The sequence below is a fragment of the Labrenzia sp. OB1 genome (genome assembly GCF_001624695.1).
Taxonomy (GTDB): domain Bacteria; phylum Pseudomonadota; class Alphaproteobacteria; order Rhizobiales; family Stappiaceae; genus Roseibium.
The window spans coordinates 84,964-110,037 of the sequence record NZ_JSEP01000012.1; the positions used below are offsets into that span (position 1 = coordinate 84,964).

The 25,074-nt window shown below is 58.9% G+C and carries 24 protein-coding genes; 12 read left to right on the plus strand and 12 right to left on the minus strand.

Going from position 1 to position 25,074, the window contains the following annotated elements; all coding sequences use genetic code 11:
* Positions 1-36 precede the first annotated feature (36 nt).
* The 7 genes from OA90_RS16770 to OA90_RS16800 all read right to left on the minus strand — a co-directional run bounded on the left by OA90_RS16770 (position 37) and on the right by OA90_RS16800 (position 6,801).
* Positions 37-1,233 (minus strand): mandelate racemase/muconate lactonizing enzyme family protein, encoded by a 1,197-nt coding sequence (locus tag OA90_RS16770; RefSeq protein ID WP_068414404.1) that lies wholly within the window; start codon positions 1,231-1,233, stop codon positions 37-39.
* 16 nt (positions 1,234-1,249) lie between these two features.
* Positions 1,250-2,005, minus strand: a complete 756-nt coding sequence (locus OA90_RS16775) for a sugar phosphate isomerase/epimerase (RefSeq protein WP_068414406.1) — start codon at positions 2,003-2,005, stop codon at positions 1,250-1,252.
* 36 nt (positions 2,006-2,041) lie between these two features.
* The gene (locus OA90_RS16780; protein WP_068414408.1) at positions 2,042-2,521 is read right to left on the minus strand and encodes a VOC family protein; all 480 of its coding nucleotides are present in this window, start codon (positions 2,519-2,521) and stop codon (positions 2,042-2,044) included.
* 69 nt (positions 2,522-2,590) lie between these two features.
* Entirely contained in the window at positions 2,591-3,838 is a 1,248-nt protein-coding gene (locus OA90_RS16785) for an ABC transporter substrate-binding protein (protein WP_068414410.1), read from the minus strand.
* Between the two features lie 23 nt (positions 3,839-3,861).
* Positions 3,862-4,962 (minus strand): ABC transporter ATP-binding protein, encoded by a 1,101-nt coding sequence (locus OA90_RS16790; RefSeq protein WP_068414413.1) that lies wholly within the window; start codon positions 4,960-4,962, stop codon positions 3,862-3,864.
* A gap of 7 nt (positions 4,963-4,969) precedes the next feature.
* Positions 4,970-5,905, minus strand: coding sequence for a carbohydrate ABC transporter permease (locus tag OA90_RS16795; protein ID WP_068414416.1), 936 nt, complete (start codon positions 5,903-5,905; stop codon positions 4,970-4,972).
* A complete protein-coding gene (locus OA90_RS16800) occupies positions 5,905-6,801 on the minus strand; it encodes a sugar ABC transporter permease (protein WP_068414419.1) in 897 nt (298 codons plus the stop codon). Before OA90_RS16800 ends, OA90_RS16795 begins: the two co-directional genes overlap by 1 nt.
* A gap of 171 nt (positions 6,802-6,972) precedes the next feature.
* Here OA90_RS16800 and dkgB point away from each other — a divergent pair, with 171 nt between their 5' ends.
* The 3 genes from dkgB to OA90_RS16815 all read left to right on the plus strand — a co-directional run bounded on the left by dkgB (position 6,973) and on the right by OA90_RS16815 (position 10,982).
* On the plus strand, positions 6,973-7,788 hold the full coding sequence (gene dkgB / locus OA90_RS16805) for a 2,5-didehydrogluconate reductase DkgB (protein ID WP_068414422.1): 816 nt from the start codon (positions 6,973-6,975) through the stop codon (positions 7,786-7,788).
* Between the two features lie 95 nt (positions 7,789-7,883).
* Positions 7,884-8,912 (plus strand): LacI family DNA-binding transcriptional regulator, encoded by a 1,029-nt coding sequence (locus OA90_RS16810; RefSeq protein WP_068414425.1) that lies wholly within the window; start codon positions 7,884-7,886, stop codon positions 8,910-8,912.
* 255 nt (positions 8,913-9,167) lie between these two features.
* Complete coding sequence (locus OA90_RS16815) at positions 9,168-10,982, plus strand: alpha/beta fold hydrolase (RefSeq protein WP_199823744.1); 1,815 nt, start codon at positions 9,168-9,170, stop codon at positions 10,980-10,982.
* 40 nt (positions 10,983-11,022) lie between these two features.
* On the opposite strand, the gene OA90_RS16820 is transcribed toward OA90_RS16815, so the two are convergent.
* Positions 11,023-11,904 carry a DMT family transporter gene (locus OA90_RS16820; protein ID WP_068414428.1) on the minus strand — a complete coding sequence of 294 codons (882 nt, stop codon included), beginning with the start codon at positions 11,902-11,904 and terminating at the stop codon, positions 11,023-11,025.
* 314 nt (positions 11,905-12,218) lie between these two features.
* Between OA90_RS16820 and OA90_RS16825 the strand changes: the two genes are divergently transcribed.
* On the plus strand, positions 12,219-12,980 hold the full coding sequence (locus OA90_RS16825) for a Stf0 family sulfotransferase (RefSeq protein WP_068414595.1): 762 nt from the start codon (positions 12,219-12,221) through the stop codon (positions 12,978-12,980).
* 55 nt (positions 12,981-13,035) lie between these two features.
* Here OA90_RS16825 and arfB read toward each other — a convergent pair whose 3' ends face one another.
* Positions 13,036-13,497 (minus strand): alternative ribosome rescue aminoacyl-tRNA hydrolase ArfB, encoded by a 462-nt coding sequence (gene arfB, locus OA90_RS16830; protein WP_068414431.1) that lies wholly within the window; start codon positions 13,495-13,497, stop codon positions 13,036-13,038.
* A complete protein-coding gene (locus OA90_RS16835) occupies positions 13,494-14,126 on the minus strand; it encodes a TetR family transcriptional regulator C-terminal domain-containing protein (protein ID WP_347876840.1) in 633 nt (210 codons plus the stop codon). Before OA90_RS16835 ends, arfB begins: the two co-directional genes overlap by 4 nt.
* 527 nt (positions 14,127-14,653) lie before the next feature.
* On the opposite strand from OA90_RS16835, the gene OA90_RS16840 reads away from it, so the two are divergent.
* The 8 genes from OA90_RS16840 (at position 14,654) to mazG (ending at position 23,263) form a co-directional block, all read left to right on the plus strand.
* The gene (locus tag OA90_RS16840) at positions 14,654-16,000 is read left to right on the plus strand and encodes an aspartate aminotransferase family protein (RefSeq protein ID WP_068414434.1); all 1,347 of its coding nucleotides are present in this window, start codon (positions 14,654-14,656) and stop codon (positions 15,998-16,000) included.
* A 64-nt stretch (positions 16,001-16,064) separates the two neighbouring features.
* Entirely contained in the window at positions 16,065-16,352 is a 288-nt protein-coding gene (locus tag OA90_RS16845) for a cupin domain-containing protein (protein WP_068414437.1), read from the plus strand.
* A 15-nt stretch (positions 16,353-16,367) separates the two neighbouring features.
* A complete protein-coding gene (locus OA90_RS16850) occupies positions 16,368-17,624 on the plus strand; it encodes a Zn-dependent hydrolase (RefSeq protein WP_068414440.1) in 1,257 nt (418 codons plus the stop codon).
* A 121-nt stretch (positions 17,625-17,745) separates the two neighbouring features.
* A complete protein-coding gene (hydA, locus tag OA90_RS16855; protein WP_068414443.1) occupies positions 17,746-19,203 on the plus strand; it encodes a dihydropyrimidinase in 1,458 nt (485 codons plus the stop codon).
* A gap of 163 nt (positions 19,204-19,366) precedes the next feature.
* Positions 19,367-20,173 (plus strand): ABC transporter ATP-binding protein, encoded by an 807-nt coding sequence (locus OA90_RS16860; protein WP_068414601.1) that lies wholly within the window; start codon positions 19,367-19,369, stop codon positions 20,171-20,173.
* 129 nt (positions 20,174-20,302) lie between these two features.
* Positions 20,303-21,226, plus strand: a complete 924-nt coding sequence (locus OA90_RS16865) for an ABC transporter permease (RefSeq protein ID WP_082837098.1) — start codon at positions 20,303-20,305, stop codon at positions 21,224-21,226.
* On the plus strand, positions 21,223-22,368 hold the full coding sequence (locus OA90_RS16870; protein WP_068414447.1) for an ABC transporter permease: 1,146 nt from the start codon (positions 21,223-21,225) through the stop codon (positions 22,366-22,368). The genes OA90_RS16865 and OA90_RS16870 overlap by 4 nt, the downstream gene beginning before the upstream one ends.
* A 73-nt stretch (positions 22,369-22,441) precedes the next feature.
* Positions 22,442-23,263, plus strand: a complete 822-nt coding sequence (mazG, locus tag OA90_RS16875; RefSeq protein ID WP_068414450.1) for a nucleoside triphosphate pyrophosphohydrolase — start codon at positions 22,442-22,444, stop codon at positions 23,261-23,263.
* A gap of 50 nt (positions 23,264-23,313) precedes the next feature.
* Here the strand turns inward: mazG and hflX are convergent, their stop codons facing one another.
* Entirely contained in the window at positions 23,314-24,600 is a 1,287-nt protein-coding gene (hflX, locus tag OA90_RS16880; RefSeq protein ID WP_068414453.1) for a GTPase HflX, read from the minus strand.
* A gap of 120 nt (positions 24,601-24,720) precedes the next feature.
* Positions 24,721-24,978: an RNA chaperone Hfq gene (gene hfq, locus OA90_RS16885; RefSeq protein WP_173006241.1), complete on the minus strand. Its 258-nt coding sequence runs from the start codon at positions 24,976-24,978 to the stop codon at positions 24,721-24,723.
* Positions 24,979-25,074 lie beyond the last annotated feature (96 nt).

Genomic DNA, 25,074 nt, shown 5'->3' on the forward strand with positions numbered 1-25,074 from the left:
TGAATTCCTCATTTACGCGAATGAACTCCTGGTTCGTCAGTCGAAAAAGGCGCCGTCTTCAGGAGACAGATATTTGCCGGCTTTTGCCGGGTTGATCGTGATGCCGAGGCCCGGTGTGTCCGGAACCGCCACATGGCCGTCGCGAACGATCGGTTCAGGAAAACCGTCGACGATGTCGTACCACCAGTCCGGCTCACCAACCGGGTACTCGAAGGCAATGAAATTGCGCGGCAGCGTGGCGCAGACCTGCACAAGCGCGGCAAGCCCCAGCAGGCCGTTCGCGATACCGTGCGGCGCGATCTGGATGCCGTGTAGATCGGCGTATTCGGCAATCCATTTCAGTTCCGCCAGGCCGCCGACATCGCAAGGATCCGGACCGATGACATTCACAGCCTTGGTCTCGATCAGTGGTCTGAAATTCTGGCGCAGGTAGATCTGTTCGCCCGTATGGATCGGCGTTGTCGTGGCGCGCGTCAGGCCGGCATAAAGATCCGCATCGACATAGGGCACATAATCGCCGCTCAGAAGATCCTCCAGCCAGAGAAGACTATGCTTCTCGACGCCTATCGCAAACCGCGTCGCATCGCCCACCGTCCAGCCCGGTCCGCAATCGAGAGCCAACCCGGCCCTGTCGCCGGTCACTTCCTTCATTGCCTGCACGCAATCGGCCATATGCGCCAGGCCATATTCGCTCAAGACGCCGCGTTCATGGGTTCCGTGCTGGCCGCAAAACATCCTGTCTCCGTAGAAGAAATTCGCAACGCCTGCCTCCATCCGGCCGTGAAAGCCGATGGGCTGTTTGACTATCGTGAAGCCTTCCTCCTGCATGAGCATGGCGGCCGTATTGCGAGCGTAGTCCTCAGGCGAAAAGCCGGTCAGCGGTTCCCGCTTGCCCCCGTTGTAGACCCTGACACGATCGCGCTGCTTGCCGCCCAGAAGCTTGTAAACGGGAAGCCCCGCCGCCTTGCCTGCGATGTCCCAAAGGGCGATTTCGACGACGCTGACGGCCGCCCCCCAGGGTTTGAAACCACCGAGATGACGGATATGCAGCATGACCTGCTCCACATCCGTCGGGTCAAGCCCGACAATCTTGTCTCTGAGCTGCAGCACCAGCGGCTTGAGAAACGGCTTCCAGCTTTCGGCCTGGGCAAAGCCGTCAATTCCGGCATCCGTGACGATCCGCACGACAGGGCTCGATCCCAGCATTGCGCATTTCAGATCGGTGATTTTCAACTGTCAGGCTCCGATCCTAAATGCCAAGCGTGCGCAGATAGTCGATCGAGCGCTTCGCGAACCTTTTCCAGTCCGCCGGATTGTCGTGCTCGGTGACGATCAGGTCGGCATTGGTCTGCTTGAACAAGGGGGCCAGAGCAGGCCAGTCGATGATCCCGTCACCGGTGGCGGTCCATCCGTCCTCCGCCTGTGTGCCCGGAGGTGCGGTATCCTTTGGCTGAATGGCGAATATGCGGTCCGCGTATTTGCACAGTTCCCGCGCAGGATCTGCGCCAGCGCGGGCAATCCAGCCGCAATCGATCTCGAAGAGCACTTCCTCACCGGCTGTCAGGATATGGTCGATCGGACGGCTGCCGTCCGGCAGTGGCGCATATTCGAAATCATGGTTGTGCCAGAGGACCTTGAGGCCATGCGGAGCGGCAAGTCGCGCGCCTTCGGCGAGCCGATCTCCGATCCCCTTCCAGAAATCACTGCTGTTCTCTCGCTCTGCCACGGGAACGAAGGGCGGGATCATGTACCGGGCGCCAAGTGTCAGCGCGATGTCGATGAACCGCCCGGGCTCGTCGACAAGCCCGGACAGCGGCATGTGAAAGCTGTAACAGGCCAGTCCCGCGTCGTCGATCTGACGGCGCAGCAGCGCGGGATCCTCCTGATAGGCGGGCAACCATGGCTCTACACCGTCATATCCCATGTCCTTGAGAACCGGCAGATGACTGGCCAAGGGTGGAAAATTGCGTGACGAATAGAGCTGGTAGGAAATCTTGTATGTCATGATCGATTGGCTTTCGGACAGGACGAGCAGGAACCGTCAGGACTGCGATTCCTTGTCATTGTCGAATTCAAGAAGTTCAATCATCGCGCCGAGATCGGCGACCGTGTCGTAATAGGCATAGCGCCCGTGACCGCCGTCGAACTCTCCGCGTTGCAGCAGCCTGTGGCCCTGCTTTTCCAGATAGGCATTGCGCCGGGTCAGATTGCGGGTCCGGAAAGCAATATGGTGACATCCCGGCCCTCGGCTTTCCAGAAGATCGCGCCAGGCGCTTTTTTCAGGTCCCGGTTGCAGAAACTCAACGTCAATGTTGCCGAACTCGAACATCATGATGCGACATCCGACATTTGCCGGTTTGCCCTCATAAATTGCCTGCGCCTGGTCGGCATCAGCGGCCCCGCCCTCCGGAGGCAGGGGCTTTCCCGTCAGGTCGGAGAACCACTTCGCGGATTTTTGAACGTCATGTGTCACGAAGCAGATCTGCATCACTGCATCTTCATCCAGCAGGCGCTTGTCCATCTTTGGTATCCCGATGAAAATGTAAAAAAAGCGGGACGCCCCCAAGGAGAGACCGCCCCGCCAGGAGGATCAGTTGAGGATGATGTCGTAGTTATCCTTTAGTTCCTCGATGGCTTCGTCGGTGGTCATGCTGTCATCGCTCCAGAAATTGAACGCGACTTCCCAGATCGAGGCCTGCCAGTCCGCGTCCACCATGGAGTGCGGGTTCTGGACCTGCCGTGCCGGGTCCTTCAAGATCGCCTGAACTTCCCTGGAACAGGGGTCGAGCGAAGACTGATCGATGTCGGTCCTGACCGGTGTCGACCCTTTTTTTGCGGCAAAGGCGGAATTGATGTCCGGGCTGACGGTCATCAACGCGAATTCCAGCTGCTTGCCATCCACGTCCGCCGGCTGATTGCCGAGCAGACCCCAGGCATCCACCGTGACCGACAGGGCCTTGGCGCCCGGGATCTGGATACATCCGAAATCCTTGCCCGCTTCCTTGCCGGCAACACGCCATTCACCCTTCATCCAGTCCCCGTGAATTTGCATCAGGGCCTTTTCGGAGATGACGAAATTGGTCGTCATGTTCCAATCGCGATTCACCGATCCTTCATCCGCAGCCTGCTGGAACTTGCGCAGCCAGTCGAATGTCTCGCGCAACGGCGCCTCGTCCAGCGCTGCAGCATCGGGCTCCGGCCCGTAAATGCGCGTGAAGTAATCGGCCCCGCCGACAGTCGCGACAAGCGCGTGGGTCAGGTAGCCGATCTGCCAGGCTTGCGCCCCGACGGCCAGGGGCACATAGCCGGCTTCACGAATCTTGCCGAATTCGGAGAACATGTCGTCAAGCGAGGTCCACGATGCAGGGTCTACGCCCGCTTTCTCGGCAACCGCCTTGTTGTAAAAGACCATGCCGTCAATATGAATTCCAAGCGGGAATTTCATGATCTCGCCGTCCACCGTGATGGATTTCACCACCGAAGGCGGCAGGTTCGCTGTGACGCCTGCTTCCTCGAAATCCTTTGTCAGCGGCCGGCCGAGACCCATCTGCGTCAGGTCGCGGTAGACGGCGGGGTTGTTCTCCGAAAAGATGTTGGGCGGTTGTCCGCCGGTCACCAGATTCAGCAGATTGACGTTCGAACCGGTGTCATGAGGAATGGTGATATCGATCCACTCGATGCCGCGTTCCTCCGCCCCGTCCTTCAGAACGTTTAGCGCCGCCACTTCCGCCGGTGAGGACCATTTCTGATAGATTATCAGTTCCTGCGGTTCGGCCCAGGCCGCTCCGGCCGCCAAGATGGCCGACGCCGACACGATCATTGCAAACTTCTTCAACATGACTTCCTCCCTTAGTCGAAGACCTAGAGCCGCAGGCCGGAACCGGCGGCGAAAACATTGAGCTTGTTTTTCGGGTAGGCGACCGAAACCGTGTCCCCCGGATGCAACGCACTCGCCCGATCCGGTTCGGTGCGCACGGCCAGCAGCCGGTCCTCATAGGCAAGCGACAGGATCGTGTCCGATCCGGTTCGCTCTATGATCTTGACCGTCAGGTCGAATGTCGCCGCAGGTTCGGCCACTGTGCCGTTCGGTGCACTGAAATGCTCCGGCCGGAAACCGACGATGATCTCCTCCCCCTCCTGCGGTGTGTGCCCGAAGGCATAACCAGACAGATCCACCTGTACACCCGACCTGAGCGCAGCGAGCGGATGCCCTGTGCTCAGCGAGAAAACGCCCGGATTGAGATTCATCTGCGGCGAGCCGATGAAACCGGCAACAAAGAGATTCTGCGGCCGTTCGTAGACCTCGTCCGGAGACCCGAACTGCTGGATCTCGCCGCCGTTCATGACCGCGATCTTTGTTGCCATCGTCATCGCTTCGATCTGGTCATGCGTCACATAGACGATGGTTGGCTTCAGTTCGTCGTGCAGCTTCTTGATCTCAAGCCGCATTTCCGTGCGCAGCTTGGCGTCGAGGTTGGAAAGCGGCTCGTCAAAGAGAAGTACATCGGCGTGTTTTACCAGGGCGCGTCCAATGGCGACGCGCTGGCGCTGACCACCGGAGAGTTGCGCCGGTTTGCGGCCAAGCAGAGGATCGAGCTGAAGCAGATTGCTGGCCCAGGCGATGCGCCGTTCGATTTCTGCGGCATCCAGCTTGCGTGCGGCAAGTCCGAAGCGCAGGTTGCCGCGCACCGTTTTGGTCGGATAGAGCGCATAGGACTGGAAAACCATGGCAAGGCCCCGGTCCTTCGGGTCCAGTTCGGTGACGTCGCGATCGCCGATCATGATCCTGCCGCTGGTGACTTCCACCAGTCCGGCCAAGAGGTTCAACAGCGTGGTCTTGCCGCAGCCGGACGGGCCGAGAAGTACCAGAAAATCGCTGTCCTCTACGTCGAGATTCAGCCCGTCGAGCACGGCCAGATTGCCGTATGACTTGTTGATATGTTCGAAGGAAACGTTTGGCATATTTCTCTCAGCCCTTGATCGCGCCGGCGGAAATGCCCTGGACAAAGAACTTGCCGAGCACGAAATAGATGACAAGCGGCGGGATGGCTGTCAGCAGCGCCGCCGCCATGTTGGCGTTGTAGGAAACCGTTCCGGTAGACACGGTCACCAGGTTCGCCAGATTGACCGTCATGGGTTGCCCGCCCGGCCCGCCAAAGGTCACGCCGATCAGATAGTCGTTCCAGATGTGGGTGATCTGCATGATCAGGACGACGATCAGGATGTTGGCGGACATGGGCAGAATGATTTCGCCGAAGATGCGCCAGAACGACCCGCTGTCGATCATTGCCGCCTTGATCAACTCGTCCGGGATGTCCTTGTAATAGTTGCGAAAAATCAGCGTAACGATCGGCATGGTCATGACCGTGTGAATGAACGCGACCGCCCACAGCGAACCGTAGATGCCCATGTGCACTGTCAGTTGAATGAGCGGGAACATGATGATCTGGAAAGGCACGAAGGCCGCCATGAAGAGAATGAACAGGAAAGTGCCCGCCCATCTGACGTTCCACAGCGCCAAGGCATATCCGGTTACCGCCGAAAGCGAGATCGAGGCGATCAGCGAGGGAATGAGGATCTTGACCGAATTCCAGAACCCGACCTTCAGGCCTTCGCAGGTGATGCCGGAACAGGCTTCGTTCCAGGCAAAGTTCCACGGTTCCCAGGTCCATTCCGTCGGCAACGCGAATATCGCACCCTGGCGGATCTGTTCCATGGTTTTGAAAGACGTGACCACCAGGACATAAAGCGGAACGCAGTAAAAAGCGGCCGCCATGGCGAGAAAAACAAGGACCGCAACAGACCGGCCGTTGATACGGGACTTTCTTCGCGGAAAGAGCACCGGTTTTTCCTGCGTGCCCGCGTTGAGACGGATTGCCGGTCGAACGGCGAGAGGATCGCTCATCAGGCAACCTCCTTGCGGACCAGCCGCTGCTGCCAGGCGGTCAGAAGCACGAGAGGAAGGAAGACGGCCAGCGTGATCAGCAGCATCATGGTCGCAGCGGCGGAGGCATAGCCGAGATTGCCGCGCTGGGTCATGGCGTTAATGGTGAAGTAGGCCGGAACCCATGTGGACTGACCCGGCCCGCCATTGGTCATGGCGACGATGATGTCGTAGGCCTTGATCACCCCCAGCGACAGCAGAATGGCGCAGGTGAGGAAGGTGAACTTCATCATCGGAATGATGATCTCGATATAGACTCGCATCAGACTGACACCGTCCAGCCGCGCCGCGTTCCAGATTTCCTCGTTGATGCCCTTGAGGCCGGCCAGCATCAGCGCCAGATAGAAACCGGAGCTCTGCCAGACGGAGGCAATGATGACGGCGTACATCGCCGTTTCGCCTTCAGCGAGCCAGTTGAAATGCACGCCGGTAAATCCGAGGCCATGCATGAAATTCTGCAGTCCGAGATCGGGATTGAATATCCAGCGCCAGGCAACGCCCGTCACGATAAGGGAGACAGCCAGGGGATAGAGAAACACCGTACGGAAGAAATCCTCTCCCCGGCGTTCCCGTTCGATCATCGCGGCCAGAATGAAACCGAAGACGATGGCAAGCGCGCTGCCAAGCGCAAGCACGATCAGATTGGTGAGAGAAATACTCCAGGCATTGTCCTGAAACAGCCTTTCATACTGGCGAAAGGGCCTGGAAAAATCGATCGCGGCTTCCGGCAGCCTGCGGCTGCGCGTGAAAGAGACATAGACCGTCCATGCAATTGCCCCGATGAAGGCGACCAATGTGATGATAACGGCTGGCGTCAGAGCCAACTGGGGTGCCAACCGGTTCAACCGGTATCTCATATGCGCCTCCCTGCGCGTTCCTCCGATAACCGGCTTTCTTGTTGGGTTGCCCAGAGCCGTATTATCGTTAATATGACTGCAAATTCCGCACTGCAGGTCAAGCGCAAAATTGGAAATGCCGGAGAAAATCGGTGGCCACATGTCGGGCCTGAAACTCAGGGAGCAATTTAGATGCACAAAATCAGAGGTTTGATGCCCGCGCTGGGCTTCGGCACATTCGGGCGCGTCGGAGAAGACGGAATTGAAGCGATCCGTTTCGCCCTCGAATGCGGTTACCGGCATCTCGACACAGCCCAATCCTACGAGAACGAAAGCGAGGTAGGGACCGCAGTCAGGCGCTCCGGGCTGGATCGCGGCGAAATCTTCGTGACCACCAAGGTTGGCGCATCTCATTTCGGTCCCGGCCGGTTGATCCCGTCCCTTGAGGCCAGTCTCCACAAATTGCAACTGGACACGGTGGACCTGACCCTTATCCACTGGCCGTCTCCCAACGGTGAAGTCCCCCTGGCGGTCTATCTGGAGCAACTGGTGGAGGCGAAGGAGAAAGGACTGACAAGGTCGATTGGCGTCTCCAATTTCACCATCGCGCTTTTGAAAAAGGCTGAAACAATCGTTGGAAAATCACACCTGCTGACCAACCAGGTGGAGCTGAATCCGCTTTTCCAGAACAGGAAGCTGGCGGAATACTGCGACAGGTCCGGAATTTCCATCACATGTTACCGTCCCCTCGCCCAGGGAGCACTGCTCGACAACAAGGTCCTGCAGGCAATCGCCGAAAAGCGGGACGCAACCGCTTCGCAGGTCGCCCTGGCGTGGGAACTGGCGAAGGGATATGCCGCCATCCCCACATCGTCGTCACGGGAGCGGATTGCCAGCAATCTGGCGGCCCAAAACGTGACACTGAGCGCTGAGGACATGACCGCTATCGCCGGCGCCGGGCAGATCTCCAGGGTCATCAATCCGGTTTGGGGGCCGGAGTGGGACTAGATACGAGCTGATCATAGGGGGAGAAATGACAGTTGCCCTTCCCCTTACCCGGTTGTATTAACGTTCGCCCTGAGACACGCGGAGAAAACAGGTTTATGCCAAAGTCGGGAGCAAGACTGAAAGACGTCGCGGAACTGACCGGTTTCTCTGTCAACACTGTCTCTCTCGCCTTGCGGGACAGCCCGCGCATACCCGACGACACACGCGACAGGATCAAGGCGGCGGCCGATCAGCTCAACTACCTGCCCAATCAGGTCGCCAAGTCCCTGGTGAGCAGGGAGACAAGGGCAATCGGTCTCATCCTCACCGACATGCAGAACCCGATCCTCACGAATGTCGCCCAATCCGTGGAACGCAAACTGGCGGCCCGCGGTTACACGACGCTTTTCGCGACATCGAACAACAATCAGGAAGAAGAAGTCCGGATGATCGACGCCTTCCGTGCGCGCCGCGCCGACGGGATGCTGATCTTCCCTTTCCGGCATGGCGATCTTGATCACATCCGCCGCCTGCGCAACAATAATTACCCGGTTGTCCTTCTGGTCGGCGATCTGGATGCCGGTATCGACGCCGTGTCGATGGATGAAAGAGCGGGCGCCAGCAAGGCGACAGGTCACCTTCTGGCCACCGGCCACCGGCGGATCGCACTGATAGACGGAGGCTCTGCGCTTGGAAATCCGGAAAAGATGGATGGGTACCGGTCAGCTCACCAGGCCGCCGGAATTCCCGTCTGCGATGAGCTTCTGATCAACCCGGCAGGTCATTCGGTGGAGACCGGGTACTGGGCCATGGACCTGTTGGTGAAGTCGAGGCATGACTTCTCGGCCGTTTTCGCAACCAATGATTCATTGGCGCTCGGGATCATCCGCTACTGCAAGAAACACGCGATCAAAGTGCCCGAAGACCTTTCGGTGGTCGGGTTCGACAACACGGAATTCGGGGCCTTCGCCGAAACCGCGCTGACAACGGTCAGCTATGATGTAGAGCGCATCACCTCCCTGGCTGTCGACCGCGTTCTCGACCTGATTGCCCACAAGACCGGTCTTCCCGATCCGCGCATCATCCAGCTTGAGCCGGACCTGCTGGTCCGCGAAAGTTCTGCGAAGGCTGCCTCGGCGCAGTAGCCGTCCCAGGCCACCGCCCTCCTCTCAAAACCGGATAAGGAGACGAAAAAGGCCGTGCAGTTTGATGCCGATCATTTTTCCGTCGCCACACCCATCTAATATCGCCTCGCGATCCAAGAACGCCCGACCAGCTCCCTTGTGGACGGCGTTGCGCAATTGACTTTGCCCATGAGCCTTACAATCCGCTGACCCTCACAATCTGTTCGGCAGGTTCGATGCCAAGGACAATCGCCGCTTTTGCTACCGGAGACTTTTGTGAAACAAACTGTCCAGCCTGCCCTGCCCGATTCCACTGTCGATTCAATGATCGGCCGGCATCTGTCAGGAGCGCTTGCGGAGACGGGAGATCCCGATGACAGGATGTTCCTGATCGCCGACCGCTTCCATCATGCTTCCCTCGCCGCCATGACACTCGGCATTTCGCCAATCAGTCTCCTGCAGGCCTGGCAGGACTGGATACTGCATCTAGGCATTTCTCCCGGCAAGCAACAGCAGATCCTGAGACAACTCGGCCGCAAGCAGATCCGGCTCGGCAAGTATATCTTGAATTGTGCACTGAACGGCGAAGAGACCGATTGCTGCATTCAGCCGCCGCCCCATGACCACCGTTTCAAGTCTCCGGCCTGGAAGAAATTCCCCTTCAATATCTGCGCGCAGTCTTTTCTGCTGACGGAGCAATGGTGGCATGAAGCAGCGATGGGAGTGAGCGGCGTCACCGGACAGCACGAAAGGCTTGTCGAGTTCTACACCCGGCAGTTTCTGGACGTCTTTTCACCCGCCAATTTCGCACTCACCAATCCGGATGTGATCGAGGCAACGCTCCGGGAAGGCGGCGTCAATTTTCTGCGCGGTCTGGGTTACCTGCTGAGCGATGTAACAAAAGCCGCTCAGGCCCAGGAAGAGGATGCGGCCTTCAAGCCGGGCGCGAATGTCGCGATCACTCCGGGCGAGGTCGTCTTTCGCAACGACCTCATCGAACTCATCCAATATGCGCCTGAAGCCGACACCGTTCGGGCGGAACCTCTCCTGATCGTTCCGGCCTGGATCATGAAATATTACATTCTCGACCTGTCACCGGATAACTCTCTCATTCGTTATCTGGTCGCTCAAGGCTTCACGGTGTTCTGCATATCCTGGATCAACCCGGACGAAAGCCTCCGGAATGTGAGCCTTGAAGACTATATCGATCGCGGCGTCATGATGGCGCTTGATGCCGTCGAGACAATAACCGGGTCCGAAAAAATCCATGCGGCAGGCTATTGCCTGGGAGGTACATTGCTGGCCATGGCCTCCGCTGCGATGGCTCGTGACGGCGACGACCGCCTCCAGAGCCAGACGATACTCGCCGCTCAGGTCGATTTCGACGCGCCGGGCGAGCTCGGCCTGTTCATGGACGAAAGCCAGCTATCCTTCATCGAGGACGTGATGTGGCTGAAAGGTTATCTGGATCAGTGGCAGATGGCCGGAGCCTTCCAGATGTTGCGCTCACAGGACCTGATCTGGTCCCGCATGGTGCTGGAATACCTGCTGGGCCAGCGCCCCGGCACCAGCGACCTGATGGCATGGAACGCGGATGGAACCCGTATGCCCTACCGGATGCATTCGGACTACTTGCGCCAGCTCTACCTCAACAACGACCTGTCCCAGGGACGCTACAAGGTCGGCGGACACGATGTCCATCTCGAGGACATCCGTGTTCCTGTTTTCGCCGTCGGCACCACGACCGATCACGTCGCACCGTGGAGATCGGTCTTCAAGCTGGTGCATCTGTTCGACACAGACGTCGATTTCATCCTGACCTCCGGCGGGCACAATGCCGGCATCGTTTCCGAGCCCGGCCATCCGCACCGCAGTTACCGCAAGCTTTTCTACAAGCATGGCGGCCCGCACCCGAATGCGGACGATTGGGCAGAGCAGGCAGAGGTTTCGGACGGCTCCTGGTGGCCGCAATGGAGCGACTGGCTGACAAGGCAGTCCTCGGGAACCGTACCGGCCCGGGCCGTGGGCAACCCGGAGCGCGGATATCCTCCGCTTTGCAAAGCTCCCGGCGCCTACGTGAAGATAAAGTGAGACCGCGTTCAACATAGCCGCGCAGCAACCGCGGCCCGCCTCAAGCCTCCAGAATTCGCTCACGCAGAACGATGAAGAGACCGCTCAGGATGATGACACCGGCGCCGATATAGGTAGCCATATCGGGGATTTCGTTCCAGATCAGCCAGCCGAGCATCGATGCCCAGATCAAGGCACTGTAGTCGAAAGGCGCCACAACGGCCGCCGGGGCAAAGCGAAAGGCCTGGGTCATCATGGTCATGCCTGCCGTGCCGAAAAGTGCAATGGCGAAAAACAGCCAGGCATCCTCGAGCCTGAGGTCGACCCAGACGAACGGAACCAGCAGTGCACTGAGCAGCCCCCCTGCCCCGACAAGATAGATCATCAGCGTCCAGACGCTTTCGCGCGGGTCGACCCAACGGGCGCTGATCATCAGGAAGGCGTAAAGGACCGCGGTTCCCACAGGATACAGCGAAGCAGTCTGGAAAGTTCCCGTTCCGGGGCGCACGATAATCAGCACCCCCACAAAACCGATCACGACGGCGAACCAGCGCCGCCATCCCACCTGTTCGCGCAGCAGAACGGCGGAGAGCGCTGTCATGAAAATCGGAGCGGCGAAGACAAGCGCGGTGGCTTCGGCAAGTTCGAGAAGACTGAGGCCGGTAAAAAAGAGCGTCGCGGCGCCAAGCCAGAGAATGCCGCGCAGCAGATGCGCCGCTGGCCGATAGGAACGCAGCGCCGCCGGTCCACCCATCTTCAATGCGATTAGTACCGCGATGGGCAAGGCGATCACATTGCGCAGAAAGAGGATCTGTATCGGGTGATATCCCGCGGTCAATGTCTTGGCGACGGCATCATTGACACACAGACAGGCAACACCCGCACACATCAATAAAATACCTGTACTCACCTGGTACCGCACACCTGCGGAAGCTGAAGTCATAGCTCTCTTCCTGGGGTATCCTGTCTGGGTTTACGCGCCAGAACAGATAAACAATCGGACCTCCAATCATTTCCTATGAGGTCTGACAGCTGACATGGCAGCGGCCTGGACATAATCACCACAAACGGCTTGCGACAAGGTGGACCAACCGTATTTCCGTTCGCTTTGTGCGCGTAGACCGGACGCCAAGGACATTAACTTTTACGGGCTCAGTCACGGCGCCTTGCCGCCAAACCGGCGTCACGCTTGTGCAACATCTGGTTGGTAAGTCACGGAACCAGATATCACTTCTCAATTCCGGCTATTTTTACACCATGTCCCCTTACGCGTCATACGTCATCTGTACGTCTCCACGCAGCGGCAGCACGCTCTTTTGCAACCTTCTGTCCGCGACAGGCGTAGCCGGAGATCCGAAATCCTACTTTCACGAATCCTCTGTTTCGGACTGGCTTCGGTATTTTGACCTGGAGATGGCGGAAACGGCTGACGAAACTGAGAAACTGGCTCAGATCTTCCGCGCCGCAATCGAAAAAGGCAGCCGTGAAACACGTATTTTCAGTCTGCGCCTGCAAAGGCACAGCTTTGATTTCTTGTTGCGGAAACTGGCGGTTCTTCATCCGAACCAGGCAACGGACAGGGACATGTTTCAGGCCGCCTTCGGCCGAACTCTGTTCATTCACCTGACGAGAAAGGACAAGATCGAACAGGCCGTCTCTTACGTGAAGGCGGAGCAAACCGGACTGTGGCACGTGGCGCCGAACGGAACGGAGCTGGAACGTCTCGGCCCGCCTCACCCTCCGCTTTATGACGCCACCGAGATCGCGCGCTGGGTTGATAGGTTTACAGCCTACGATCTTGACTGGAGCAATTGGTTCGACACGCAAGGCATCAACCCGGTCCGCTTCACATATGAAGCGCTGTCTTCCGATCCCGCTGCCATATTGGGCGAGGCTCTGGAGGCGCTAGGCCTGGATCGCGGCTGCGCAGACGGTATAACTCCCGGCATCGCCAAGCTGGCCGACGCGACAAGTCGGGAGTGGGTCGCGCGGTTCCGAGGGGAAAGGTCTCTTGCCTGACGCGCCGCCCCCTGTGGAGCCGTGATTTTGGCATCGCCCGGTCACGTGACGTCTGTCAGTCGGTCATCTGTCCGGACCGGCCGCGCATCTTCTTGATCTGGCCGCGTTGCTTTTTGGATTCCAGCCGCCGTTTTTTGGATCCCAGGGTGGGTCTGGTGGCCTTGCGCGGCTTGGGTCGTTCCGATGCCTTTCGCAGCAGTTCCAGAAGCCGTTCCAGCGCATCTTCCCGGTTGCGTTCGCGTGTCCTGTGCCTGTCGGCCTGAAGCAGAATCTCTCCGTTCAGGGTCAGACGGCTGCCGGCAAGCTTCGCGGCGCGCGACTTGACATCCGCCGGCAGCGTTTCGTTGCGCTCCAGATCGAAGCGCAACTGGACCGCGGTCGAAACCTTGTTGACATTCTGACCGCCCGGCCCGGAAGCCCTGACAAATTCCTCGGAGAGATCGTCTCGTGAAATATAAAGCTGTCCCGTGACCGGAATCCGGGATGAAGCCTTGAAATCGGACGGCTCGTCCGTCATGCGCCCGGGTCGCCTTCCCGCGGCCATTTCAGGCCGACACCATTCAGGATCAGAGACGTCACCGCGGCCACGGTTGACCGGTGAAAGTCCGGATCGCTGAGATCCGTTCCCGTCAGTGCCCGGATCTGAACCGAGAAATCCGCATAATGCTGTGTCGTCGCCCAGATCGTGAAGATCAGATGGACCGGATCGACCGCTTGCATCTTGCCGGCTTCGATCCAGTCCTTGATGACCTGGCTTTTTTCAAGAACAAGGCGCTTCAGATCCGTTTCCAGAACGGGCAGGATCTGCGGGGCACCCTGCATGACTTCATTGGCGAACAGCCGTGAGGCTTCCGGAAAATCCGCCGACAATTCGATTTTCTGCCGAATATAGGCGGCCAGTTCGTCCGCCGGGTCGCCAAGTGGATCGAGCGTCTTGAGGGGTGCCAGCCAGATTTCAAGAATATGGGCAAGCGTCGCGTTATAGATCGATTCCTTGGAGGAAAAATAATACAGCAAGTTCGACTTCGACATGCCCGCTTCGGCAGCAATGCGTTCGACCGTTGCGCCCGAAAACCCTTTTTTTGAAAATTCACCCAGTGCGGCTTCGAGAATCAGCGACCGGTTCTTTTCCTGTATTCTGCTCAATCCGACTTGTTTGGGTGATGCAGGCGATTGCCCACTGAGACCTGTCATCAATAAGTCCACTTCCCCGGCCGCTTGGCCGCCCTTCACTTGCCGGTTTCCGGGGGATGAACACCCCGCGATCGGCAGTTTCACGCCGGTCTCAACCCACTCCGCAGAACAATGACCGGAAATTAGCCATGTCGAACAGATTTGCATCTTGACCATTTGGTCAAATCACACCTAGGGTAAATTGACCAGGTGGCTGGAAGGCTAGACGATCCGAAAAGGCCCTGCAATGGGGATGTCTTGAAGGATGGTCAGCTTATGGTCATCATAAGGAAACCCGGGAAAACCGGGACAGGCCCACAGGCCATCCAGAGACAGTCGGCGATGACAAGGGGCGAAAGCCTGCGTGAAATCGCCGGGAACAGAGTGGGGAGAGGATTTGAGCTGCCGCACCGCCTTGACGAGAGCGGTGGTTGCGCCATGACCTCTTTTCCCTACAGACACCGAACGCCGGCCGCATCAGCAGGCCGCAAGGAGGACATATGTCAGCACCGGCATCTCCGGCAGCACAGAGCCAGGCTGCAACCAACAATCTCGAAGCCTTCTGGATGCCGTTCACGGCCAATCGCCAGTTCAAACAGGCGCCCCGGATGTTTGTCGCGGCCAAGGACATGCATTACACGACCGCCGACGGCCGTCAGGTCCTCGACGGTACGGCTGGATTGTGGTGCTGCAATGCCGGTCACTCCCGCCCGAGGGTGGTAGAAGCCGTTCAGCGGCAGATTGCCGAACTCGACTATGCGCCGGCCTTCCAGATGGGGCATCCGAAAGCCTTTGAACTGGCCGCCCGTCTGGCGGCCATGACGCCTTCACCGCTTGACCATGTCTTTTTCACCAATTCCGGATCGGAAAGTGTCGATACCGCGCTCAAAATCGCGCTCGCCTATCAGCGCGCCATCGGCCAGGGCACGCGCACTCGGCTGATCGGCCGCGAGCGGGGCTATCATGGAGTCGGCTTCGGCGGCATTTCGGTCGGCGGCATCGTCTCCAACCGCAAGACCTTCGGCACGATGCTCACCGGCGTCGACCACATGCGACATACTCACGATCCAGAGCGCAACGCCTTCACGCGCGGCATGCCGGAAAACGGCGCTGAATATGTCGAGGACCTGATCCGCATCATCCAGTTGCATGACCCGTCCACGATTGCCGCGGTCATCGTTGAGCCCGTTGCCGGGTCGACCGGTGTCCTGATCCCGCCCAAGGGCTACCTGGAACGCCTGCGCGAGATCTGTACACAGCACGGCATCCTGCTGATCTTCGACGAAGTCATCACCGGTTTCGGCAGACTCGGCGCGCCTTTCGCGACGGATTTCTTCGGTGTAACCCCGGATCTGATCACCACCGCAAAAGGCCTGACGTCCGGTGTCATTCCGATGGGCGCGGTGTTCTGTTCGGCGGATATCTACAATGCGTTCATGACCGGTCCGGACCACATGATCGAGCTGTTCCACGGTTACACCTACTCGGCGCACCCCCTGGCCTGCGCCGCCGCGCTCGCCACGCTCGACACCTATGAGGAAGAAGGGCTTCTCACCCGCGCCGCCGACCTGGCGCAATACTGGGAAGACGGACTGCATTCCCTGAAAGACTGTCCCAATGTCATCGATATCCGCAATCTGGGTCTGATTGGCGCGGTCGAGTTGTCGCCAATCGAGGGCGAACCGACCAAACGGGCCTTCTCGGCCTTCCTGAAAGCCTATGATGACGGCCTCCTGATCCGCACGACGGGCGACATCATTGCCCTGTCGCCGCCGCTGATCATATCGAAGGACCAGATTGACGAATTGTTCGGCAAGCTGCGCGATGTGCTGCACGCCATCGACTGACGGCGGACACACCGCGCATGCTTCTCACCTTCTGCGATTAACTCCTTCCAAGGGGCGAAACTTGATGAGCAGACCACAGGCCACCGCCAGCCAGCTAATCGATGACGACAGGGTCAGGGTCACCCGGTTCGACTTCGCACCTGGTGCGGAGACCGGCTGGCACCGGCACTCGATGGACTACGTCATCACCGCCCTGACGGAATGTCAGATGACGCTGGAGGAACCAGATGGCGAGACGCGTACCGTTCTCGTCCCCGCCGGAACCGTGTACCGCCGGGACGAAGGCGTCGAACACAATGTGATCAACGGCGGCGACATCCCCATGTCCTTTGTCGAAATAGAACTGAAGTAACAGGAGAGTTAGCGAATGGCAGCTCCGGGTGAAAATCTGAGAATCAATGCTGACCGGCTCTGGGACAGCCTGATGGAGATGGCGAAAATCGGCCCGGGCGTTGCCGGCGGCAACAACCGTCAGACGTTGACGGACGCGGATTCCGAAGGCCGCAAGCTTTTCCAGAAATGGTGTGAGGACGCAGGCCTTTCCATGGCGGTCGATACCATGGGCAACATGTTCATGACGCGCCCGGGCACCGACCCGGACGCCCTGCCCGTCTATGTCGGTTCTCATCTCGACACGCAGCCGACTGGCGGCAAATATGACGGCGTTCTCGGTGTTCTCGGCGGACTGGAGATGGTCCGTACGATGAACGATCTCGGCATCAAGACCAGACACCCGATCGTGGTCACCAACTGGACTAACGAGGAAGGCACACGTTTTGCGCCGGCCATGCTGGCTTCAGGCGTCTTTGCCGGTGTCCATACCCAGGACTGGGCCTATGCAAAGGAAGATGCCGAAGGCAAGACATTCGGCGAGGAACTGAAGCGCATCGGCTGGGTCGGCGACGAGGAAGTTGGCGCCCGCAAGGACAAGATGCACGCCATGTTCGAACTCCACATCGAACAGGGGCCCATTCTGGAAGCCGAAGGCAAGGAAATCGGAGTCGTGACTCACGGTCAGGGCCTGTCCTGGACGCAGGTGACGGTAACCGGCAAGGACAGCCACACCGGCTCAACGCCGATGCCGATGCGCAAGAATGCCGGCCTTGCCATGGCCCGCATTCTGGAACTTGTCGACGAAATCGCCTGGTCGCATGCCCCGCATGCCGTGGGCGCTGCCGGTCACATCGACGTCTTTCCGAATTCGCGCAACGTCATACCCGGCAAGACCGTCTTCACCATCGACTTCCGCTCCCCCGACATCACCGTGATCAAGGACATGGAAGACAGGCTGAAGGCCGGTGGCAAGAAGATCTGCGACGACATGGGGCTTGAAGTCGAATTCGAAAAGGTCGGCGGTTTCGACCCGGTGGAATTCGACAAGACTTGCGTCGAAGCGGTTCGAAATGCAGCAGAACGCCTCGGATATTCCCACAGGGATCTCATTTCCGGCGCCGGCCACGATGCCTGCTGGGTCAACAAGGTCGCCCCCACGGCGATGATCATGTGCCCCTGCGTCGATGGTCTGTCACACAACGAAGCCGAAGAGATTTCCAGGGACTGGGCCAAGGCGGGCGCGGACGTGTTGTTCCATGCGGTGGTCGAGACGGCGGTGATCGTGGAATGAGGAATCTCGTATGAACCGGTCCCGGCTCAAGGCCGGGACGGCGAAACAAAAAACGGTGCCGTCCCGGACTTGATTCGGGACCTGACCCGGAGCAGACATACAAACAACGAGGGAAACAGCAATGGCGAGCAAAGTGATCAAGGGCGGCACGGTTGTAACCGCTGACCTTTCCTATGAAGCCGATGTGAAGATCGAGGGCGGCAGGATTGTCGAAATCGGCCCGAACCTTTCCGGTGACGAGACTCTGGACGCGGCCGGTTGTTTTGTGATGCCCGGCGGCATCGATCCGCACACCCATCTGGAAATGCCCTTCATGGGCACTTTCTCCTCAGACAACTTCGATTCAGGTACACGGGCGGCGCTTGCCGGCGGCACGACAATGGTGGTCGATTTTGCTCTGCCTTCTCCCGGTCAGTCCCTCCTCGAAGCCCTGCAGATGTGGGACAACAAGTCCTCCATGGCGCATTGCGACTACTCCTTCCACATGGCGATCACCTGGTGGGGCGAGCAGGTCTTCAACGACATGCAGACCGTGGTTCAGGAACGCGGCATCAACACCTTCAAGCACTTCATGGCCTACAAGGGCGCCTTGATGGTCAATGACGACGAGATGTTCGCCTCCTTCTCGCGCTGTGCGGAACTCGGAGCCCTGCCGCTGGTGCATGCGGAAAATGGCGATGTCGTCGCGACCCTGCAGCAGAAACTGCTGGCGGAAGGCAATAACGGGCCGGAGGCGCATGCCTATTCCCGCCCGCCCGAAGTGGAAGGTGAAGCCACCAACCGGGCCATCATGATCGCCGATATGGCCGGCGTTCCGGTCTATATCGTGCACACCTCTTCCGAACAGGCCCACGAAGCCATCCGCCGGGCCCGCCAGAACGGCATCCGCGCCTATGGAGAGCCGCTGATCCAGCATCTGACGCTCGACGACAGCGAATACAGGAACGCCGACTGGGATCATGCCGCACGCCGGGTGATGTCGCCGCCGTTCCGCGACAAGAAACACCAGGACAGCCTCTGGGCCGGTCTTGCCTCCGGCTCGCTGCAGGTGGTCGCGACCGATCACTGCGCCTTCTCCACCGACCAGAAACGCACCGGCGTCGGCGATTTCACCAAGATCCCCAATGGCACCGGCGGGCTCGAAGACCGCATGCCGATGCTGTGGACCTATGGTGTCGGCACCGGCCGCCTGACGCCGAACGAGTTCGTTGCCGTCACCTCGACCAATATTGCCAAGATCCTCAACGTTTATCCGAAAAAGGGTGCCATTCTGGTCGGAGCAGATGCGGATCTGGTGGTCTGGGATCCGGAAAAGGAAAAGACCATCTCCGCCTCCAGCCAGCAGTCAGCCATCGACTACAACGTCTTCGAAGGCAAGAAGGTCAAGGGCCTGCCGCGCTACACGCTCACCCGTGGACGCGTTGCCGTGGAAGACGGAACGGTCAACCCTCAACAGGGTCATGGCGAATTCGTTTCCCGCAAGCCTTTCCAGGCTGTCAACAAGGCGCTCAGCACCTGGAAGGAACTGACCGCACCGCGAAAGGTGGAACGCAGCGGTATTCCCGCCAGCGGCGTATAGGAACAGGCTCTCCCCATATCGGGGAGGCCCGTGTCTTCGAACCTGACCTCTCGATCTGAACCGCGCCGTGGCATACAAATCTGAGTATGTTCGGCGCAGAAGAACAACATTCGACTTGCCCAGGAAACACATGACCGCACTTGCCGGCGCAAAGGACACCGAGATGGTGGATAACCACAAGAGCGCAAGCCCGGACCGGGTAATCGATATTGAGAAACTGTCCCTCACCTTTGAGACCGGTGACGGTCCGGTGCATGCTCTTTCCGATATCGACCTGAAGATCGAGCAGGGAGATTTTGTCTCCTTCATCGGCCCCTCGGGCTGCGGCAAGACCACGCTGCTCAGGGTCATCGCCGATCTGGAACAACCCACTGCGGGGTCGATCACCGTCAACGGCGTCTCCCCGGAAGAAGCCCGGCTCAATCGCGCTTATGGATATGTCTTTCAGGCCGCCGCGCTTTACTCTTGGAGGACCATTGCCAAGAATGTGGCTCTGCCACTGGAAATAATGGGACTTTCAAGATCCGAGCGGCAGGAGCGCATCGCCAGAAACCTGGAACTGGTGAACCTTACCGGCTTTGAAAAGAAATATCCCTGGCAGCTTTCCGGCGGCATGCAGCAGCGTGCCTCAATCGCCCGGGCCCTGGCCGTCGAGCCCGATCTCCTGTTGATGGACGAGCCCTTCGGTGCGCTCGACGAAATCGTCCGCGATCACCTCAACGAACAACTTCTCCAGCTCTGGGCGAAGACCAGCAAGACCGTCGCCTTCGTCACCCACTCCATTCCCGAAGCGGTGTTCCTTTCCACCAAGATCGTCGTCCTGTGCCCACGGCCAGGCCGGATCTATGACGTCATCGAAAGCGACCTGCCGCGCGAGCGCACGCTCGACATCCGCGAAAGCCCGGAGTTTCTCAAGATCGCCCACCGCGTGCGGGAAGGGTTGAAAGCGGGGCATTCCTATGAGGATTGAACGTCTTCAGCCCTGCCATTCGCGGCCAAACCCCGCTTCCTGTGTTGAACCAGAGACTGGCGACTTCGGGACTTCCCGCGGAATGGGGCTCGCGATCAAACAATGGGATGATCAGGGATACATGGACGCATGACCTCGACCGCCCTCACCCCAAGCCGCAGTCTGAACCCTTTTACCGGTCTCCTGTCCGGAACGACCGGACCGGTGATCGTCGTCGTTATCGCCATCATCGGCGCCTGGTATATTGGCGCTGTTGCGCTCAACACGCCGTTTCAGCTCGATACATATGAACGCGCAGACCGGACCAATGTCCCTTTCAGTGAACTTGTGTCCGATACGCTCGCGCAGGAACGGCCTGTGCTGCCCGCGCCGCATCAGATCGCCATTGAAATCTGGCAAACGACCGCCGAGAAGAAAATCACCTCGAAACGCTCGCTGATATATCATTCGGGCATCACCTTATCTTCCACCTTGCTGGGTTTTCTCATCGGCACGACGCTCGGAATTCTTCTTGCCATCGGCATAATCCATTCACGTGTGCTGGAAAAATCCCTGATGCCGTGGATCATCGCGTCGCAGACAATTCCGATCCTGGCCATTGCACCGATGATCATCGTTGTCCTCAATGCCGTCGGCATATCCGGTCTGTTGCCCAAGGCGATGATCTCGACCTACCTGTCCTTCTTCCCTGTCGCGGTTGGAATGGTGAAGGGCCTGCGCTCGCCGGAAGTGATTGACATGGACCTGATGCACACCTATTCGGCGACCCGCGTTCAGACGCTCTGGAAACTGCGCCTGCCCTATGCCGTGCCGTTTCTGTTCACCTCCATGAAGATCGGCATGGCGGCTTCCCTGGTGGGAGCCATTGTCGGCGAATTGCCGACGGGAGCCGTTGCCGGGCTCGGGGCACGCCTTCTGTCGGGATCGTATTACGGCCAGACACTTCAAATCTGGTCCGCCCTGATCATGGCCGCGTTTCTGGCAGGCTCTCTGGTCGCGTTGATCGGACTGGTTGAAAAACTTGCGTTGAAACGCATGGGGATGACGCGATGAGCACCCGAACCCTTTCCAAAAGCCGGCTGGATATATCCGCCCTGCTTGCCTGGCTCATCGTCGCGCTGGTAGTCGTCGGGCTGTTCAGCACGATTTTCAACCCTGATATAGGTGTGATGGACGTTCCACGTCTTGCGCTTTGCCTGGTCATCCTGGCCATCGCCGCCGTCCGCTATGAACTCGGTTTCATGCGCAATCGTTTCGGAGATGTCATGCTCGGGCTGGTCACAGCCTTTGCAACCTGGCTGCTCATCGACACGGGATCAAACCATCCTGGAGACGCCGCACTCGGCTACTGGGCGCTGACAGCCGCTGCATGGGCTTCTGCATGGTTGTTCGTGGAACGTCTCGCCTCCTGGCAGATTGCGTCCAGAACCGCCGCAAGGTTCACCAATCTGGCCATCCCCACCCTTTTCGGCATCACCCTTCTGGTCCTTTGGCAGATCATCGTCACCGGAGCCGGTGTTCCAAAGGTTCTGCTGCCCGCGCCGACCGAAATCTGGCTGCGCCTGCTGAACTCCGTGCCTATACTGTGGGCAGATTTCCAGCAGACGTTCCTGAAGGCGGTTCTCGCAGGTTATGCCATCGGCTGCGGCTCGGCGTTCCTGACCGCCGTTCTCGTCGATCGGGTGCCGTTCCTGCGCCGTGGCCTGTTGCCCATCGGCAATCTGGTCTCTGCATTGCCGATCATCGGCGTTGCCCCGATCATGGTCATGTGGTTCGGCTTTGATTGGCCATCAAAGGCCGCTGTCGTCATCATCATGACCTTCTTCCCGATGCTGGTGAACACGGTCGCCGGTCTGTCCGCATCGGACCCGATGCAACGCGACCTGATGCGAACTTATGCTTCCGGGTACTGGCAGACGCTGATCAAGATGCGCCTGCCGATGGCCATGCCCTTCATTTTCAACGCCCTGAAGATCAACTCCACCCTTGCCATGATCGGCGCAATCGTGGCCGAATTCTTCGGCACGCCGACCGTCGGCATGGGCTTTCGCATATCAACTGAAGTCGGCCGCATGAATGTCGACATGGTCTGGGCGGAAATTGCCGTCGCCGCTCTGGCAGGGTCGCTCTTCTACGGCCTTATCGCACTCATTGAACGCGCCGTGACCTTCTGGCACCCGTCGGTCAGGGGATAACTCTCTCCGCTTGCCATGACCGAACCCTATCGAGTACCCGTGTAGCGCCAGCAAAAACATCCAAGGCCTGTCCATGCCCCCCAGTCGCGACATTTCCCGCCTCATCGAGATCATGGCGGCGCTCAGAACGCCCGTGACCGGCTGCCCCTGGGATCTGGAGCAAACCTTTGCGACGATTGCGCCCTATACGCTTGAAGAAGCCTACGAAGTGGCCGATGCAATCGCCAAGAACGATCTTCTGGAACTGCGCGAGGAGCTCGGCGACCTGCTGCTCCAGGTGGTCTATCACGCCCGAATGGCGCAGGAAGAAGAGCAATTCGATTTCGGCGATGTGGTTGAGGGAATTACAAAAAAGATGATCCGGCGGCATCCGCATGTCTTCGGCGATGAAAACGGCGACAAGCCGGACCTGGTCAAGGGGATCTGGGAGCGCATCAAGGCGGAAGAGCGTACCGAGAAGCGGGCCGAGCGGGAAACGCTGGGCCTGGCCGAACCGGAAAAAGGCTTTCTTGACGACGTCCCGACCGCCTTCCCGGCCCTTCAGGAGGCAGACAAGCTGCAGAGGCGCGCCTCAAGGGTCGGCTTCGACTGGAACGACGCCCGCCTGGTTCTCGAAAAGATCCGCGAGGAAACTCACGAGCTTGACGAAGAGCTTGCCAAGGGTGACCCGGACAAGGACCGCATCACCGACGAACTCGGCGACACTCTCTTCGCTCTTGCCAATCTCGCCCGGCACCTGGACATTGATCCGGAAGAAGCCCTGCGACGGACAAACCGCAAGTTCCGCAAGCGCTTCGCCGCCATCGAAGACCATGCCGCGAAATCGGACACGACGCTGGAAGCGATGACGCTGGACGAGATGGAGGCCGCGTGGCAGGAAGCCAAGGGAAAGTAGGCTTCTGGATCAATTCCCGGAGATTTGCAGTATACTGAACGCAAGGATGCCTAGTCGACGATATGGGCACCGAACGTATCGCGGAACGGCCCGCGCTGCTTGTCCGAAACGCGCACCTCGGCTGTGACGAAATCCTCGGCATCGGTCCGCTCCAGCACCTCCGCCAACTGGTAGAGTTTCGCCAGCAAGGCCCCTTCGGCGACCGGAATTTTCAGGGCCAGAATATCGTCATGCTGCGCCATGAAGGCATCCATGCGCGCCAGCAGGCCACCGACGCCCTCTCCGGTCAACGCAGACAGGGCGATAGGTCCCTCCTCGCCTGCATCTTCCAGAAGTTTTTGCCGGTAAGCGGGATCGAGGCAGTCGATCTTGTTCCAGACCTCAACGACCGGCGCCCCGGAAATGGCGTCGACCCCGAGATCGCTCAGGGTCTTCCTGACGTCTTCCGCCTGGGCGTCCGTGTCGGCATGCGAAATGTCACGCACGTGCAGGATCAGATCGGCTTCCAGCACTTCTTCCAGCGTTGCCCGGAACGCCGCGACCAGATGGGTCGGCAGATCGGAGATGAACCCGACGGTGTCCGAAACGATCACTTCCCTGCCGTGTGGCAGAGAAACCTTGCGCAATGTCGGATCGAGCGTTGCGAACAGCAGATCCTTGGCAAAGACATCGGCTTCCGTCAGCCGATTGAAAAGCGTCGATTTGCCGGCATTGGTATAGCCGACCAGCGCCACCACCGGCTGGGGTATCTTCTTGCGTTTCTTGCGGTGAAGATCACGTGTGCGGCGCACACCCTGCAATTGTTTCTGCAGGGCAATGATGCGGTCCTGGATCTGACGGCGATCGGCCTCGATCTGGGTTTCGCCGGGTCCGCCCATGAACCCGGCACCGCCGCGCTGGCGTTCCAGGTGGGTCCATGACCGGACAAGGCGGCTCTTCTGCCAGCTCAGATGGGCCAGATCGACCTGCAGACGGCCTTCCTTGGTACGCGCGCGGTCCCCGAAAATTTCCAGAATGAGACCCGTCCGGTCGATCACCTTGGTTTTCAGGCGGCGCTCAAGGTTACGTTGCTGAACAGGCGAAAGAGGATGATCGATAACGACCAGATCAAGGTCCTCGCTTGCAACAATCCCGGCAAATTCCGCAACCTTGCCTTCGCCGAACAAAGTGGCGGGCTTGGGATTGCTGATCCGCACTATACCCGAGTGGACGATATTAAGATTGATGGCGGCGCTGAGGCCGATGGCTTCCTCCAGGCGCGCTTCCGGGCTCCGGTTGGACCGCAGATCATGCTGCCCACCGTCACCACGCAATTGCAGCACCGGTTCCAGAATCATGGCGCGAAAAGCCTGAGGAAGCCGGTCGACACCGGTTTCCTTAAGCCTTAGTGACGCCTGCCCTGGCTCTTCGGAACCATTTGATTTTGAAAAATCGTCTGCGCGAGACTTGGGTTTCAATCAGCTTGCCTTTTCCGCGTTTTCCTCAGCCTGATCGAACAGTTGAACAGGTCCGTTAGGCATTATTGTGGAAATCGCGTGTTTATAGACAAGCTGAGAATGTCCGTCGCGCCGCAGCAGGACACAAAAGTTATCGAACCAGGTCACGACACCCTGCAACTTCACACCGTTGATGAGAAAAATCGTCAGGGGAGTTTTTTGTTTGCGAACGTGATTAAGGAAAGTGTCTTGAAGATTTTGTGCGCGCTCAGCCATCAGTCTTTTTATCCTGTTTGTCCCGGATGCGGCCGAGCATCCGGCGTTTACGCGGCTTACCGTCGAAAACCTTTCAAATTCAAACACTAAGGTTTAACG